The organism is Haloplanus sp. HW8-1, assembly GCF_023703795.1.
In the GTDB taxonomy this organism is placed as follows: Archaea; Halobacteriota; Halobacteria; order Halobacteriales; family Haloferacaceae; genus Haloplanus; species Haloplanus pelagicus.
Genome location: NZ_CP098518.1, coordinates 202,611 through 217,374, shown reverse-complemented (window position 1 = coordinate 217,374; position 14,764 = coordinate 202,611). Strand labels below are relative to the sequence as shown.

Below are 14,764 nucleotides of genomic sequence, written 5' to 3'. Positions count from 1 at the left end.
CGGCGGCGATTTAAACGCCACGGTCAGGCCGTCGACGGCCGGCCGACGCGGGACTGGCTCCGCCCCTCGCGGACGTCAGGCCCGCTCGGACTCCTCCTCGCGTGTCGGGGCATCGTCGCTGTCCTCCGACTCCGCCGCCTTTCCCCTGGCGAGTTCGGCATCGATGTCGTCGGCCACGTCGTCGAGGGCAGTGACGGTGAGGACGTTTCCGCCGCCGGGATCGATCACCAGCACCTCCGTTCCCACGGGAATCTCGCCGTCCATCGAGCGGGCGCTGTAGTTGGGGTTGAACCCGCCCCGATCGAGTTTTACCCCGCCCGACCGGGGTGTCACCCGTTCGGTCACGCGACCCGTCCGACCGCGGAGGGAGCTGGAATCACTCGTCTGTCCGATGCCCGAATCCCCGTAGACGTCGAACCGTCGGTAGCCGGCGAGCGCCAGACCGCCGAATACGAGAACGAGGACGGCGAGGACGAGGGGGCCGGCGACCGGCCCGAGGAGGAGACCGACGATCCCCGCACCGAGCAGGGCGACACCGAGGACCGCGAAGTGCGCACCCGGCGCCATCGCCTCCGCGATGGAGAGCCCGAGCCCCGCGACGACCAGGAGAAGCGGGAGCGTCTCGGGGCCGAGTTCGATCCCCGCCTGAAGGAGATTCGTGGGGTCGATCATGCCCGTTCTTCGGGCTGTGGGGGTTTATACTACCGGCCCGTGGTCGGGGCCACCCCACGAGGGCCGTCGTGAATCGTTTCCGACCGTCGCCGTCACCGTGGTCGTCGGGGGGTCGGTGAACGGTCACGCCGATCCGCCTCAGAGACTACCGAGGGCGACGTAGAAGATCAGGACCGAGAGGGTGATTCCGAGCAGGACGAACACCGTGTTCTCCAGTGTCGGCGCCCCCGGTTCGATCGGCTCCGGGCCGGCGGCTTCGGCGTCCTCGCCGACCTCGTCGAGGGCGAATCGCCACTGGGACTCGTCGCCGTCGCGATCCTCCTCCGGGACTGCACTCATACCACCCGGTAGCGGGTGCCCACGGAAAGGGATACCGACCTGCGCGGCGTCACCGCTGCCGTTCGCGCGGCGTCACGTCACCCTCGTAGACGACGCCACGGTCGGCGTGGATCGTCACCGTCGTCCCCTCGGCAACGTCGTCGGGTAACGGCGCCCCGCTCACCATCGGAACACCGCGTTCTCGCGCGACCATGGCGGCGTAGCTCGTCATTCCAGGCCGCGCGTCGACGATTCCGCCGATCTTGCCGGTGTCACCCGAGAACGTCCCGTCGAAGGTGGCCGGGAGGACGACGATTGCTCCGTCGGATGCACCCGAGAGGTCGCCCTCCGGACACCGGTAGACGGGGCCGGCCACGCGCCCGGCGACGACGTTCCGGCCCGTCGCGACCGTCTCACTCGCGATGTGGACCTTCAGCATGTTCGTCGAGTCGGTCCCCTCGAGTTCGGTCATCATCCCCGAGAGGACGACGACGGTGTCGCCGCTCTCGGCGGCGCCGGCGTCGATAGCGGCGCCGACCGCGGCGTCGATCATCCCCTCGATGTCCTCGCGGTAGGCGGCGTACTGGGCGTCGACGCCCCACGAGAGCGCGAGTTGTCGGCGCACTCGGTCCCGCGGTGTCGTCGCGACGACCGGAACGCTCGGTCGAAACTTCGCGGTCGCACGCGCCGTGTATCCCGACTCCGAGACGGCGACGATCGCCGCAGCACCGAGGTCTCGGGCGAGATACCGCGCCGCGCGTGCCAGCGCCTCCGTCTGGGACTCCCGGGCGGCCGCAGGCACCCGATCCTCGGTCGTCTCGACGTACTCCGTGCTGTCTTCCACCTCGCGGACGATGCGGTCCATCGTCTCGACGACACGGACGGGGTGATCGCCGATGGCCGTCTCTCCGGAGAGCATCACCGCGTCGGTGCCGTCAAGCACCGCGTTGGCCACGTCGGAAGCCTCCGCCCGGGTCGGCCGCCGGGCAGTGATCATCGAGTCCAGCATCTCCGTCGCGGTGATGACTGGCACGCCCGCATCCTGGGCGCCCTGGATGATCCGCTTTTGCACCATCGGAACGTCTTCGAGCGGGCACTCCACGCCGAGGTCGCCCCTGGCGACCATCACGCCGGCGGACGCCTCGATGATCTCGTCGATGTTGTCGACGGCTCCCGCCCGTTCGATCTTCGAAACGATCGGGATGTCGCCGCCGAGATCCTCGATGGTGTTGGTCACGGCGAGGACGTCCTCGGCGTCGCGGACGAAACTCGCCGCGACGAAGTCGGCTCCCTTCTCCACGGCGATTTCGAGATCCCGACGATCCCCCTCGGTCACCACGTCCAGATCGAGGTCCACGCCGGGGACGTTCACCCCCTTGCGGCTCCCGAGTTCGCCGCCCGAGACGACGTGAGCGGTCACGACGTCGCCGTCGACCGCCTCCACACGCGTCTCGATCCGGCCGTCGTCGAGCAGGACGCGGTCACCCGGTTCGACGGCGCCGATGGGATACGAGAGGCCGATCTCCTCGGGGGTGGCCGTCCCGCCCTCGACGAACCGGACTGTCGTGTCGGTCGACAGGTTGATCGGCTCGTCGAGCGTGGCCGTCCGGATCTCCGGCCCCTGGAGGTCGAGCATCACCGCGAGCGGATCGTCGACGGCTGCGTCGACCTCGTGGACCCGCTCGATCACCGTCGCACGATCCTCGTGGGTGCCGTGACTCGCGTTGAGGCGGGCCACCGACATCCCGGCGTCCGCGAGTCCGCGGATCGTCGGTCGGTCGTCGGAAGCAGGTCCCAGCGTACAGACGATCTTTGCCCGTCGCATGCCGTCCCCTTCGACAGTCCGAGTGAAAAAGCCGGTCGCTGCCCCCGACCGACGGTCGCGTCACCGCACCCGCTCGCCCGGCACCGCGTCGTCGACGGTGGTCAGGAGGTCGGCCTCCTCGCCGGCCGCGAGCACCATCCCGTTCGACTCGACACCGAACAGTTCGGCCCGCTCTAGATTCGCCAACACGATCACGCGCGTCCCCGGCAACGCCTCAAGGTCGTGGAGTTGCTTGATGCCGGCGACGATCTGACGCTCCTCGACGCCGATATCGACGACGAGACGCGCGAGTTTGTCCGCGCCCTCGATCCCTTCGGCCTCCAGAATCTCGCCGACCCGCACGTCGAGGGACTCGAACTCCTCGAACCCGATGCGCTCGGCTTCCAGGGGGTCGAGGTCGAGCGTGGCCTCGTCGGCCGCGACGTCACCGTCGGCGTCTCCCTCGTCTGCCTCGCTTTCGTCCGTGCCGGACGCCGCCGCCTCGACCCGCTCGTCCAACTTCGCGTTCAGTTCCTCGACGCGCTCCGCGGGGATCTTCTCGTAGAGTTCGTCCGGTTCGTCGAACGTCGCGGCGGGCGCTTCGAGGGCGGCGTCGACGGTCACGTCGTGGACCGAGCCCTCGCCGCCGACCTGCGACCACAGGCGCTCGCAGGTGTCGGGCGCGACGGGGGCAAAGAGGACGGCGACGGCCTTCGCCACCTGCACGCAGTCCCGGAGCACCTGTGCCGCTCGCTCGGGGTCGTCGTCGACGAGGTTCCACGGCTCGTTTTGTTGGATATACTCGTTGCCGAATCCGGCGAGGGCGACGGCCGCGTCGCCGGCGTCACGCACCGAGTAGTCGTTGACGGCGGCGGCGAAGTCATCGACCGCGTCCTCGATGCGCTCGCGAACCTCGGGCGAGAGGTCGGCGTCGGGCGTCCCGCCGAACTCGCGGTAGGCAAACAGCAGGGAGCGGTAGGCGAAGTTGCCGACCGTCCCCACGAGTTCGTTGTTGACGCGCTCGCGAAACCGCTCCCACGAGAAGTCCACGTCCTGCTGGAAGCCGCCGTTGGTGGCGAGATAGTAGCGCAGGAGGTCCGGTTCGAACCCCTCGTCGAGGTACTCGTCGGCCCACACGGCGCGGTTACGGGAGGTCGAAAAGCCCTCGCCGTTGAGCGTGATGAACCCGCTTGCCATCACGGCGCGTGGTTCGTCGTAGTCGGCACCACGGAGCATGGCGGGCCAGAAGACGGTGTGGTGCTGGATGATGTCGCGGCCGATGACGTGGACGATTTCACCGCCGGACTCGCCGTGTTCGTCCGGCGAACCCTTCCACGCCTCCGCCCAGTCGAAGACGTCGGCGCCGACGCGCTCGGTGTACTGTTTCGTCGACGAGAGGTACTCGATCGGGGCGTCCACCCAGACGTAGAGGACGAGGTCCGACTCCTCGCTGGGGTAGTCGATGCCCCAGTCCATGTCGCGGGTGATACACCAGTCGCGGAGTTCGCCCTCGATCCACTCGCGGGGCTGGTTCCTCGCGTTCGGCGTGCCCTCGAGGCGATCGATGAACTCACCGAGGTACTCCTGAAAGTCCGAGACTCGGAAGAACTTGTGAGTCTGCTCGCGGTACTCGGCCGGATTGCCCGTGATCGTGCTCTCCGGGTCTTCGATTTCGCCGGGTTCGAGGTGGCGACCACAGCCCTCGTCGCACTCGTCGCCGCGGGCCCGTGCCCCGCAGTAGGGACAGGTGCCCTCGACGTACCGGTCCGGGAGCGACTGCTCCTCCGCAGGGTCGTAGGCCACCATGATCTCCTTCTCGTAGACGTGACCGTTCTCCTCCAGGGTCCGCACGAGCTCCGTCGTCGTCTCGACGTTCGTCGCGTCGTGGGTGTGGCCGTAGTTGTCGAAGTCGACCCCGAACTTCGGGAACGTCGCCTCGTAGGTTTCGTGCCACTCGAGCGCGAACGCCTCGGGGGAGACGCCCTCCTGCTCTGCGTTGACCGCGACCGGCGTCCCGTGCATGTCCGACCCCGAGACGAAAGCCGTCTCCTGGCCGAGTTTGCGCAGCGCACGGGCGTACACGTCGCCGCCGACGTACGTTCGCAGGTGCCCGATGTGGAGGTCGCCGTTGGCGTAGGGCAACCCACAGGTCACCACCGCTGGCCGATCCGTGGGAAACTCCTCGTGGCTCATACGTGTCCTCTGGAGCATGGACCCCTAAAGCCCGCCGGTTCCGGGCGTGCCGATCACGTCCTCCCGGGCGTCGCCACGATCGCGACGTAGGTCCCCTCGCGGGTCGGCCGTGCGACGGTCGCCACCCGTTCGACGACCAACCCCGCGTCGTCGAGACGTCCCCGCCAGTACGCCTCGTGATCGTCGATCCCGTCGGGCGTGACCGGCAGTTCGAGCAGTCCGACGGTCCCATCGTCGGCACACACCCGACGGAGTTCCGCGAACGCCGCGTCCCGATGCTCCTCGGGGACGTCGTGGAGGACCCGACTGGCGGTGACGGCGTCGAACGCCTCGTCACCGAAGGGGAGTCGCGAGGCGTCGCCCGCCACCGGCGACACCGCGAGGCCGGCGCGGGCGCCGTTGTACCGCGCCAGTCGCGGCCCGTTGCCGAGGATCACCCGGTCGTCGAAGACGTCGCAGCCGACCACCTCGCAGTCGTCGGGCAGGTGTGGCGCCAGTCCCACCAGCGACCGGCCGGTGCCACACCCCACGTCGAGGATGCGGTCGGCGTCGTCGATCCGGAGGATCGAGCCGAGGGCGTCGTACTTCGGCCGGTCGAGTGCCCACGGCGGGGGCGAGAGGAGACGGCGTGTCGCGTCGCCACCGCGGTAGAGCGCGCCGGTGCCGATCCCCACGGCGACGGCACGGAGCGTCCGCCCGCCGCGGCGGAAAGCGACGATAGCGGCCGCGACGAGGGCCGACGCGGCGGCGATCCGAGCGAGTCGTTCGCGCCAGTGGTAGACACCGAAAAAGTACGGTCGGAGTGACACGGGAGTGTGATCGATCCGCGGCGGAATGTACCTACCGGGGACCGAACTCCTTTTGCTCCCACCGGGCCACCCCCGACTATGACCCTCGGTCCGACCGACCGCGTGCGTTCAGTCGAGCGGTCCAGCATCCGCTACATGTTCGACATCGCGGAGGAAGTCGACGACGACCTCGTGCGACTGGAGGTGGGCATCCCGGACTTCGACACGCCCACACACGTCACCGACGCCGCCTGCAGGGCGGCACGGGACGGCCACACCAGTTACACCACCAACGCCGGCAACCCGGCGCTCCGCGATGCTATCGCCGACCACATGGCGAGGGACTACGGCACTCGGGTCGACCCCGACGAGGTGATCGTCACCACGGGCGGGATGGAGGCGCTCCACCTCGCGGCGCTCTGTACCGTCTCGGCCGGCGACGAGGTGGTCTTCCCGACGCCCGGCTTCCCCAACTACTGGGTCCAAGCGCGACTGGCCGACGGGGTCCCCGCGCCAGTTCCCATGCCCGCGGAGTCGGGGTTCGACCTCAACGCCGACCGTCTCGTCGACGCCATCGGCCCCGACACGGCGCTGGTGATCCTCTGTTCGCCGAACAACCCCACCGGGCGGACGTATGACCCCGAGACGGTCCGCGCCGTCGTCGACGCCGCCGCGGACCACGACGCCTACGTCGTCGCCGACGAGGTGTACCTCGGCCTCTCCTACGAGGACGATCCCCGGAGCGTCGCCGCGATGACGGGCAACCCCGAGAACGTCCTCACGGTCAACTCCTGTTCGAAGCGCTACGCCATGACCGGGTGGCGGGTCGGGTGGCTCGCGGGGACGACCGACATCGTCGATCAGGCGACGAAGATCCACGAATCGACCACCTCGTGTGCGCCGAGCGTGAGCCAACACGCCGCGCTCGCAGCGCTGACCGGTCCCCAGGACGCCGCCGAGGAGATGTACGACGCCTTCCGCGAGCGACGCGATTACGTCGTCGACCGCGTCGCCGACATCGACGGCCTGGCCTGCCCCCGACCGGAGGGCGCGTTCTACGCCTTCCTCGATCCGGATTTGCCGGGGACGAGCCTCGAGATGGCCGAACACCTCCTCCGGGAGTACGGCGTCGTCCTCGCTCCCGGCGACGGCTTCGGCGAAGCGGGCACCGGCTGGCTCCGCCTGAGTTTCGCCAACAGCCTCGACCGACTCGAAACCGGCTTCGACCGCCTCGAACGCGCCATCGACGACGCCCGGTAGCGCAACAGCACGATTCACGGGAGGAGTCGGGAGCCGGCGAACCGCCGGATCGTCGCCGACGACTTAGAACGTCCCCGGCGGCTCATCCGACCCGAGAGGGTCGATCGGCGCTCTCGTCTAAGTCGCCCTCCCGGATGGTCCGTTCCGCGGCGTCGAGTGTCGCCTCGGGGTCGAAGTCGGCGACGATCCGTTCGAGAGTGGCGCGGTCGGCGTCCGCCAAGTCGCGGGCGTGGGCCGTGATCGCCGGGATCGCCCGCAGGATGTTGTCGACGATCGGGACGTCGGCCACCCGTGCCGACCGCGACAGTGGGTTGAGGTCGATCACGATTTCGACCTTCCCGAGGTCGGCCAGCGCCGCGGCGCGGTCGCCGTCCTCCAGCGGAACCAGCACCACGTCCGCGTCGGCGATGCCGTCGGCGTCCACCTTCGCACGCTCGTGATCGAGGTTCGGGATGCGGGCGTCCGCGGCCAGTCCCTTCACCGCCGTCGCCCCGTGGTCGCGGAGGTGGTCGGCGATGGCCCGCATCCGCTCGTCGGTTCGGTTGAACAGGTTCACCTCCAGATCCGCGCCGGCGGCGTCGGCGAGCGCAACCAGTTCCGCCGGCACGAGCGCCGCCGCGTTCCCGTTCACCGAGAGGACCGGATGGTCGGCGAGCAGGAGATGTGCGGCCGCCGCGCGCGCCGCCGCGTCCGCCGAGGGGAGGGTCCGCTCCCCGAGGAGGTAGTCGAAGGCCTCCCCGCGACCCTGTGCGATGAGTCCCTGTCTGCTGGTGATGCCCTTCTCGACGCCCGCCTCGATCCGGTGACGGGTCACCAGCGAGTCGTGACGGGGGTGGTCCTCGGGAATCTCGACCTCGCCCATGCGCGACCGATGCGCTGGCCCGGATAAAAACGCCCCGGTCAGTCACGGGCCACGAGGTGGGCGCCGGCGTCACAGATCCGACAGGCCGACACGTCGTAGCCGGCGTCCGTGAGTCCCGATCCGAGCGCGAACACCGTCTCCCCGAGCATCGCCATCGAGGCACGGCCGCCGGCGTCGTCGACGGCGGCGAGCACGTCCGCGAGCCGGTCGGTCACCAGCCCCGTCTCGCCGGCGAAACGGCGGGATTCGGAAAGCAGCGTCGGGAGCGTCGGCCGGTCGAGCAGTCGCGACAGGGCGTCCTCGCCGGCGACGGCCAGTCGGTCGGTATCGCCGGCGAGAACGTCCGTCGTCGAGAGGTCGCCGAGGGAGAGATACTCGACGCGTGCCCGGTCCGGCACGGCGTCCAGCCGCCCGTGTACCGGCGCACCGGGGGCGAGGCGGATCGGTACCCCGCCGCGGGCCTGGGCGACCACGTCGCCGAGCCCCGTCCCCGCGACCACCTCGGCCCGGTGGGCGAGGGTCACGAGCGCGTTCGCCGACCGCTCCCGGTCGAAGGCCCTGTTCGCCGCGAGCGCCGTCCCGAGCGCCATCGCCCCCGAGACGCCGAAGCCCGTCCCGAGGGGAAGGTCGCTCTCCGCGACGACCCGCGCCCGATCGGCCACTCCCAACCCCTCCAGCACCGTCTCGACGGCCGCCATCGAGAGCCCCTCGCCGTCGAGGGCGATCCGGGAGGCACCGTGGCCGTCGACCGGCCGCACCGCCACCCGGACGCCGTCCGAGAGGGTCAGCCCGGCCCCCCGCGATCCGGCACGCGCCGGGTCGTCGTTGGGAGAAGGGCTGAAAAAGCCGGTGACGTGACCGGGGACGAACGCGGCCGCGCCGTCGGCCCGTGACTGCTCGCTCATGTCTCCGACGGTAGACGGGGAGTCGTTAAGCCCTGTCGGAACGGGGCCGTCGAGGCGCCCGGTATACGGTCACGTCGCTCCGCTCGTTCCCTGCACCCGCTCGACAGGATCGTCTTCGCCCTACGGGCTCAGACGCTGCCTGTCTCGCGGGAACAACACCGCCTCGCGGATGTTGTCCAGCCCCAGCATCGTCATCACGAGGCGTTCGACGCCGTAGGCCCACCCGGCGTGGGGCGGCATCCCGTATTTGAACATGCGGGTGTAGTAGTCGAACTGCTCGGGATCGAGCCCCTGCTGTTCGAAGCCGGCGACGAGTTCGTCGTAGCGGTGTTCGCGCTGTCCCCCCGAGACGAGTTCCATCCGCGGATGCATCAGGTCGAACCCCTTCGACAGCTGCGGGTCGTCGTCGTAGTCCTGGATGTAGAACGGCTTGATCTCGGAGGGCCAGTCGGTGATGAAGTAGTGACCGCCGACGTCCGAACCGAGCGCCTTCTCGGCCTCGGTTGACAGGTCGTCGCCCCAGACGAGTTGCTCGTCGAGTTCGCCCGTGGCGTTGACCCGCTCGATGGCCTCCTCGTAGGTGAGTCGCGGGAAGTCCTCGTCCGGCGCCTCGAAGTCCTCGTAGCCGAGGAGGTCCAGTTCCGCCTCGCAGTTCTCGGCGACGCCCGCGTAGGCCGCCTTGAGGGTCCCCTCACAGACGTCCATCGCCTCGTGGTGGTCGACGAACGCCGACTCGAAGTCGATCATCGTCGCCTCGTTGAGGTGCCGGGGCGTGTTGTGCTCCTCGGCCCGGAAGATGGGGCCGATCTCGAAGACGCGTTCGAGACCGCTGCCGACCATCAACTGTTTGAACAGCTGTGGCGACTGGTTCATGAACGCCTCCTTCCCGAAGTAGGTGATCGGGAAGAGTTCGGTGCCGCCCTCAGTACCGGTGGCGACTATCTTCGGCGTGTTGATCTCCGTCGAACCGACCGAGCGGAAGTACTCCCGGACCGAACGCAGGATCTCGCTCCGGATCTCGAAGATGGCCTTCACCTCGGGCTTGCGGAGGTCGAGCGTCCGGTTGTCCAGCCGCGTCGGCAGTTCGGCGTCGACCTTCCCCGAAGGATCGAGGGGGAGTTCGGGGTCCGCCTCAGCCAGCACCTCGACCGAGTCGGGCACCATCTCCAGGCCCGTCGGCGCGCGTGGTTCCTCCTCGACGGCACCGGAAACCGAGACGACGCTCTCGCGGTGGACGCCGAGACCCGTCTCGACCAGTCCGTCGTCCATCTCGTCTTTCTCGAATTTGATCTGGAGCTTGCCGGTTCTGTCCCGGAGAATCAGGAAGGCGATGCCACCGAGGTCCCGAATCTCGTGGACCCAGCCGGCGACCGTTGCCGTCTCGCCGGCGGCGACGTCGGCCGCGTGGGTTCGGTGTTCCATATCCACCCGTATCGGTGCCCGCGCCTTAAACGCGACCGTTTTACTCCACGCGGAACGCCCCGATCACGTCCTCATCGAGGGAGACACCGAGGCCGGGGTCCTCGGGCAAGGCGATCCGCCCGTCGTCGAGTTCCGGCGGCGTCTCGAACAGCGACCCGTACACCGGGAAGTCGGTGGGATCGAACTCCAGCCACTCGCAGGCCGGCGACGCCGCCATCACGTGCATGGTCGCCGCGAGGCCGACGCCAGTGGTGAAACAGTGGGGGGTGACGACCGTGCCGTACGTCTCCGCGAGCGTACAGATCTTCGTCGCCTCCGTGATGCCGCCACAGCGCATCACGTCGGGCATCGCGTAGTCGACGGCGTCGGCCGCGAAGAGGTCGTGAAAGCCCCACTTCGTGTACTCGTTCTCGCCGGCGGCGATGGGTACCGAGAGTTCGTCCCGGAGGCCCGCCAGTCCGTCCACGTCGTACGGCGACAGCGGCTCCTCGTACCAGTAGACGTCGTACTCCGCGAGCATCCGGCCGACCCGGCGCGCGTCTGGTCGGTCGTATCCGCAGTTCATGTCGACCATCAGGGCGGCGTCGCCGATGGCGTCGCGCATCGCCGCCACGCGCTCCTCGTCGGCGTCGATGCCGCGACCGAGGTGGGTCTTCACGCCCGCGAACCCGCGGTCGACGTACGACCCCGCTCGCTCGGCCATCGTCTCGGCGTCCTGCCAGAACAGATCGCTCGCGTACGGTTTCAAGTCGCCGTCGACCGGGCCACCGAGCAGTCGGTAGACGGGGACGCCGTGGTGTTTGCCCGCGACGTCCCAGAGCGCGATGTCGACGCCGCTGGCGGCCGAGAGGCCCTGTCCTTTGCGGTCCTTGTACACGTCGTCGGTCACCATCGCCTGCCAGTGACGCTCGATGTCGAGTGGGTCCTCACCGATCAGGCGCGGGGCGTACTTCTCCTCGACGATGTGCTCGACGATGTGCGACTCCGGGCCGACGCCCTCGCCGAGGCCCGTGATCCCCGCGTCCGTCTCGACGACGACGAAGGCAGCACCGCGGACGTCCATCGATCGATCCCGCGAGACGCCCAGCGGTCGCTCCAGCGGTACCTCGATCCGCTCGACCCGTACGTCGGTGATCTGCATCGGCCGTCGGTTCGGCGGGCGGTGAGTAAAAACCCGGGGCGCGGTCAGTCGTCGGCGTGGGCGTCTTTGACGCCCTCGACGGTCTCGCGGACGGCGTCACAGCCCTCGTCGTGGAGGAGGTCACCGACGACGACCACGTCGGCATGCTGGCCCATCTCGTGGGCGGTGTCGTAGTCGCCGACGCCGCCACCGTAAAAGAGGGTCGCCTCGTCGAGGGCGTCGCTCGCGGCGTCGACGATTTCGGGATCGCCGAACGTCCCCGAGTACTCGACGTAGACGATATCCTGGCCGAACAGTTTCTCCGCGACGGCGGCGTAGGCGGCCACGTCGTCGGGCGACTGGTCGCAGTCGGCGTCGGTGTACTCCGCGACCGACGAATCCGGGTTGAGGACGATGTACGCCTCCGTATGCGTGCGACTCCAGTCGAGACCGTTCTCGATGCGGACCCACTCCTTGTGGGCACCGGTGACCCAGAAACTGTCGCCGGCGTTGAACACCGTCGGGATCAGGTAGCCGTCGAGTGCGTCGTCGTCGATGACGACGGCCGGGTTCGACGGCTCCTGGTAGAGCGGCACGCCGTACTTCGCGCAGGCGTCGACGACCGTCTCCATCTTCCCTTTGGTCATGCCCGTCGTCCCACCGATCTCGATGGCGTCCGTTCCGGTGGCACAGACGTCCTCGAAAGTCTCGCCCGCGACGAGGTCCTTGTCGGGGTCGACCTTGAGGACGTGGTCCCACTCGTCCCACGGCGTGGTCATTGCAGGTGTCTACTCCGCGGATCCGATAAAAAGGGTCCGACTCCCGACGGCTCAGTCAGCGTCGGCCTGCCAGTTGCGGACCGTATCCTCGCCGACGCCGTCGATTTCGTCTGCCAGCGCGTCCGGTTCGGCGGATTTCAGCCCGGCCACGTCCTCGATGCCCGCGTCGTTCAGTTTCTCGGCCGTCTTCTCGCCGATGCCGTCGATGGCCTCCAGTTCCGTCCCCGCCTGCCGGGCCTGATACTCCCGGTAGTTGCAGATCGGGCAGCCGAGTTCCCAGGGTTCTCGCTCCGACTCCTCGTAGGTGATCCGGAGTCCCGGGAGGTCGTGTTCCGCACAGACGTCGTCGGTGAGTTCGACCTCGCCCCGGCGGGGCATGGGGAGAGAGTAGTCGCAGGCGGGATAGCGCGTACATCCGACCAACCGACCACCCGAACGGAGGCGCTTGACCGCAAGTTCACCGCCGTGGTCGTCGCCACAGTCGGGACAGGGACCGACGACCAGGTCCGGTTCCTCCTCCGCCGCTTCGGCCGCACAGAGCGGGCAGCCGTGGACGAACGTCTTGCGGCCGGCGAGCATCTTCACGTCGTGCAGGCCGTGTTCCCCGCAGGCGTCATCGAGCAGGATCGGCTTGCCCGTGGAGGGGAGCGGGAGGGTGTACTCGCAGTCGGGGTAGCCGTCACAGCCGACGAAGTACGAGCCGTCGTGGCTCCGTCGGATCACGAGGTCGTGATCCGATTCGGGACACGGGCCGACGGTCTTGTCGGCTTTTAGCGACTCGCGCAGGTGATCGCCGAGCGCCTCCCGTGAGTCTTCGAGGCGGTCGAAGACGCGTCCGAGGATCTCTCGGGACTCGTCGGTCACCTCGGAGAGCGTCGCCTCGCCGCGGGCGATGGCCTGCATGTCCGCCTCCAGTTGCGCCGTCATCTCTTCGCTGACGATGAGGTCCGCGAACTCCTCGGAGGCCTCGACGACGCCGCGGGCCAGGCGGGTGGGGCGTGGCGGATCGCCCTCGATGTACCCCCGATCGTAGAGCTTCTGGATCACGTCGTGGCGCGTCGCCTTCGTCCCGATTCCCATCTTCTCCATCGTCTCGATGAGGCGGGACTGGCCGTACCGTCGCGGGGGCTGGGTCTGCTTGGCCTCCAGCCGTGTCGCCGTCACCGCGAGTTCCTCGCCCTCCTCGACGTCCGGCACGTGGTTCTCGCTCGCCGAGCGGTAGGGGTAGACCGCGTGATAGCCCGGGTCGACCAGACGCTTGCCGTTCGCCTTCAGAGAACACGCCTCGTCCTCCCCGGCGACGCTCGCGACCACGCGCAGATGCTCCCAGGTCGCCGCGTCGGCGACGGTGGCGAGGAAGTGTCGCACGACGAGTTCGTACACCTCCCATTCGTCCTCGGAGAGATCCGAGGGGGAGGGAAGCTCGTCGGTCGGGTGGATCGGCGGGTGGTCGGTTGTCTCCTCGTCGCCCTCGGTGGGCGTGATGTCGCCGGCGTCGAGCAGGGTGGCGGCGTCGTCGCCGAACTGCCGGCCGGCCGACAGCGCCTCCAGCAGTTCCCGCGGATCGAGATCCTCGGGGTACACCGTGTTGTCGGTCCGGGGATAGGTAATGTACCCCGCCGTGTAGAGGTCCTCGGCGATGCTCATCGCGCGCTGGGCCGAGTAGCCGACACCGCCCGCGGCGCGGATGAACTGCGTCGTGTTGAACGGGGCGGGAGGATCGTCGGTCCGGGTGCGTCGGCGGACCTCGTCGACGGTGGCCGTCGACGCCGCCGAGAGAGTTCGGTCGACCGCGTCGGCCTGCGCCTCGTCCCAGACGCGTTCGGCCTCGTTGCCGTCGTCGTCGAGGTAGAAGTACTGCGCCTCGAACGACTCGTCGTCCTCGGCGAGGTCGGCAAACAGCTCCCAGTAGTCCTCGGGGTCGAACGCGTCGATCTCGCGTTCGCGGTCGACGATCAGTTTCAGCGTCGGACCCTGTACCCGACCGACGGAGATGAAGTCGTCGCCGAGTTGCCGGGCCGACAGGGAGAGAAACCGCGTGAGCGACGCCCCCCACATCAGGTCGACGATCTGACGCGCCTCGCCGGCGGCCGCGAGGTCGAAATCGAGGTCGTCCGGGTCGGCGAAGGCCTCCGTCACCTCGCGGTCGGTGATCGAGGAGAAGCGCACCCGGTCGACGGGCGCCTCCTCGTTCACCTCGCGGACGAGTTCGTAGGCCTCCTTGCCGATGAGTTCGCCCTCGCGGTCGTAGTCGGTCGCGATCTGAACCCGGGAGGCGTTTCGCGCCAGCCGTCGGAGTGCGGCGACGATGTTCTCCTGGGTCGGCCGCTTTTCGACCGTCGCGCTCACGAGTTCGACCGGCTCCACGTCGCGCCAGTCGCTGTACTCAGGGGGGAAGTCGACGCCGACGACGTGACCCGACAGGCCGATGCAGCGCTTGCCGCCCCACTTGTAGACGTTGACGCCGTTCACCCGCTCGGCCTCCGCGGAGCCGCCGCTCAGGATGTCCGCGATGCGGCGGGCGGCGTTGTCCTTCTCCGTCACGATCAGTTCGGGGCCGCGTTTCATCGACCTGCCGTACGCCGACCACGCGCCTAAAACTTTCGCGGGGCGTAATCGGCGGACGTGGCGGGTGTGAACG

Annotated in this window: 12 protein-coding genes; 1 reads left to right on the top strand and 11 read right to left on the bottom strand. The window is 68.8% G+C overall.

Features of this window, described 5'->3' with window-relative positions; translation table 11 throughout:
* Positions 1–75 precede the first annotated feature (75 nt).
* From NBT82_RS01140 to NBT82_RS01120, 5 genes are all read right to left on the bottom strand, one after another.
* Entirely contained in the window at positions 76–672 is a 597-nt protein-coding gene (locus NBT82_RS01140; protein ID WP_251329760.1) for an NfeD family protein, read from the bottom strand.
* A gap of 138 nt (positions 673–810) precedes the next feature.
* Positions 811–1,011, bottom strand: coding sequence for a DUF7312 domain-containing protein (locus NBT82_RS01135; protein ID WP_251329759.1), 201 nt, complete (start codon positions 1,009–1,011; stop codon positions 811–813).
* A gap of 49 nt (positions 1,012–1,060) precedes the next feature.
* Positions 1,061–2,815: a pyruvate kinase gene (gene pyk, locus NBT82_RS01130; protein WP_251329758.1), complete on the bottom strand. Its 1,755-nt coding sequence runs from the start codon at positions 2,813–2,815 to the stop codon at positions 1,061–1,063.
* 60 nt (positions 2,816–2,875) lie between these two features.
* Complete coding sequence (gene metG, locus NBT82_RS01125) at positions 2,876–4,987, bottom strand: methionine--tRNA ligase (protein WP_251329757.1); 2,112 nt, start codon at positions 4,985–4,987, stop codon at positions 2,876–2,878.
* A 53-nt stretch (positions 4,988–5,040) separates the two neighbouring features.
* Positions 5,041–5,796, bottom strand: coding sequence for a class I SAM-dependent methyltransferase (locus NBT82_RS01120; RefSeq protein ID WP_251329756.1), 756 nt, complete (start codon positions 5,794–5,796; stop codon positions 5,041–5,043).
* 78 nt (positions 5,797–5,874) lie between these two features.
* On the opposite strand from NBT82_RS01120, the gene NBT82_RS01115 reads away from it, so the two are divergent.
* Positions 5,875–7,035 (top strand): pyridoxal phosphate-dependent aminotransferase, encoded by a 1,161-nt coding sequence (locus NBT82_RS01115; protein ID WP_251329755.1) that lies wholly within the window; start codon positions 5,875–5,877, stop codon positions 7,033–7,035.
* Between the two features lie 82 nt (positions 7,036–7,117).
* Here NBT82_RS01115 and NBT82_RS01110 read toward each other — a convergent pair whose 3' ends face one another.
* The 6 genes from NBT82_RS01110 to NBT82_RS01085 form a co-directional block, all read right to left on the bottom strand.
* Positions 7,118–7,897 carry a 4-phosphopantoate--beta-alanine ligase gene (locus NBT82_RS01110; protein ID WP_251329754.1) on the bottom strand — a complete coding sequence of 260 codons (780 nt, stop codon included), beginning with the start codon at positions 7,895–7,897 and terminating at the stop codon, positions 7,118–7,120.
* Between the two features lie 38 nt (positions 7,898–7,935).
* Positions 7,936–8,802, bottom strand: a complete 867-nt coding sequence (locus NBT82_RS01105; RefSeq protein ID WP_251329753.1) for a pantoate kinase — start codon at positions 8,800–8,802, stop codon at positions 7,936–7,938.
* A gap of 120 nt (positions 8,803–8,922) precedes the next feature.
* Positions 8,923–10,224 (bottom strand): aspartate--tRNA(Asn) ligase, encoded by a 1,302-nt coding sequence (aspS, locus tag NBT82_RS01100; RefSeq protein ID WP_251329752.1) that lies wholly within the window; start codon positions 10,222–10,224, stop codon positions 8,923–8,925.
* 40 nt (positions 10,225–10,264) lie between these two features.
* Positions 10,265–11,365, bottom strand: a complete 1,101-nt coding sequence (locus NBT82_RS01095; protein ID WP_251329751.1) for a mandelate racemase/muconate lactonizing enzyme family protein — start codon at positions 11,363–11,365, stop codon at positions 10,265–10,267.
* 44 nt (positions 11,366–11,409) lie between these two features.
* Positions 11,410–12,123: a phosphoglycerol geranylgeranyltransferase gene (locus NBT82_RS01090; protein WP_251329750.1), complete on the bottom strand. Its 714-nt coding sequence runs from the start codon at positions 12,121–12,123 to the stop codon at positions 11,410–11,412.
* Between the two features lie 51 nt (positions 12,124–12,174).
* Positions 12,175–14,691, bottom strand: a complete 2,517-nt coding sequence (locus NBT82_RS01085) for a DNA topoisomerase I (RefSeq protein WP_251329749.1) — start codon at positions 14,689–14,691, stop codon at positions 12,175–12,177.
* Positions 14,692–14,764 lie beyond the last annotated feature (73 nt).

Bases quoted from the DNA above. Each gene is read 5' to 3' on its own strand.
- pyk (WP_251329758.1), bottom strand. From the start codon at position 2,815: ATGCGACGGGCAAAGATCGTCTGTACGCTGGGACCTGCTTCCGACGAC.
- NBT82_RS01090 (WP_251329750.1), bottom strand. From the start codon at position 12,123: ATGACCACGCCGTGGGACGAGTGGGACCACGTCCTCAAGGTCGACCCC.
- aspS (WP_251329752.1), bottom strand. From the start codon at position 10,224: ATGGAACACCGAACCCACGCGGCCGACGTCGCCGCCGGCGAGACGGCA.
- NBT82_RS01110 (WP_251329754.1), bottom strand. From the start codon at position 7,897: ATGGGCGAGGTCGAGATTCCCGAGGACCACCCCCGTCACGACTCGCTG.
- NBT82_RS01115 (WP_251329755.1), top strand. From the start codon at position 5,875: ATGACCCTCGGTCCGACCGACCGCGTGCGTTCAGTCGAGCGGTCCAGC.
- NBT82_RS01140 (WP_251329760.1), bottom strand. From the start codon at position 672: ATGATCGACCCCACGAATCTCCTTCAGGCGGGGATCGAACTCGGCCCC.
- NBT82_RS01095 (WP_251329751.1), bottom strand. From the start codon at position 11,365: ATGCAGATCACCGACGTACGGGTCGAGCGGATCGAGGTACCGCTGGAG.
- NBT82_RS01105 (WP_251329753.1), bottom strand. From the start codon at position 8,802: ATGAGCGAGCAGTCACGGGCCGACGGCGCGGCCGCGTTCGTCCCCGGT.
- NBT82_RS01135 (WP_251329759.1), bottom strand. From the start codon at position 1,011: ATGAGTGCAGTCCCGGAGGAGGATCGCGACGGCGACGAGTCCCAGTGG.
- NBT82_RS01085 (WP_251329749.1), bottom strand. From the start codon at position 14,691: ATGAAACGCGGCCCCGAACTGATCGTGACGGAGAAGGACAACGCCGCC.
- metG (WP_251329757.1), bottom strand. From the start codon at position 4,987: ATGAGCCACGAGGAGTTTCCCACGGATCGGCCAGCGGTGGTGACCTGT.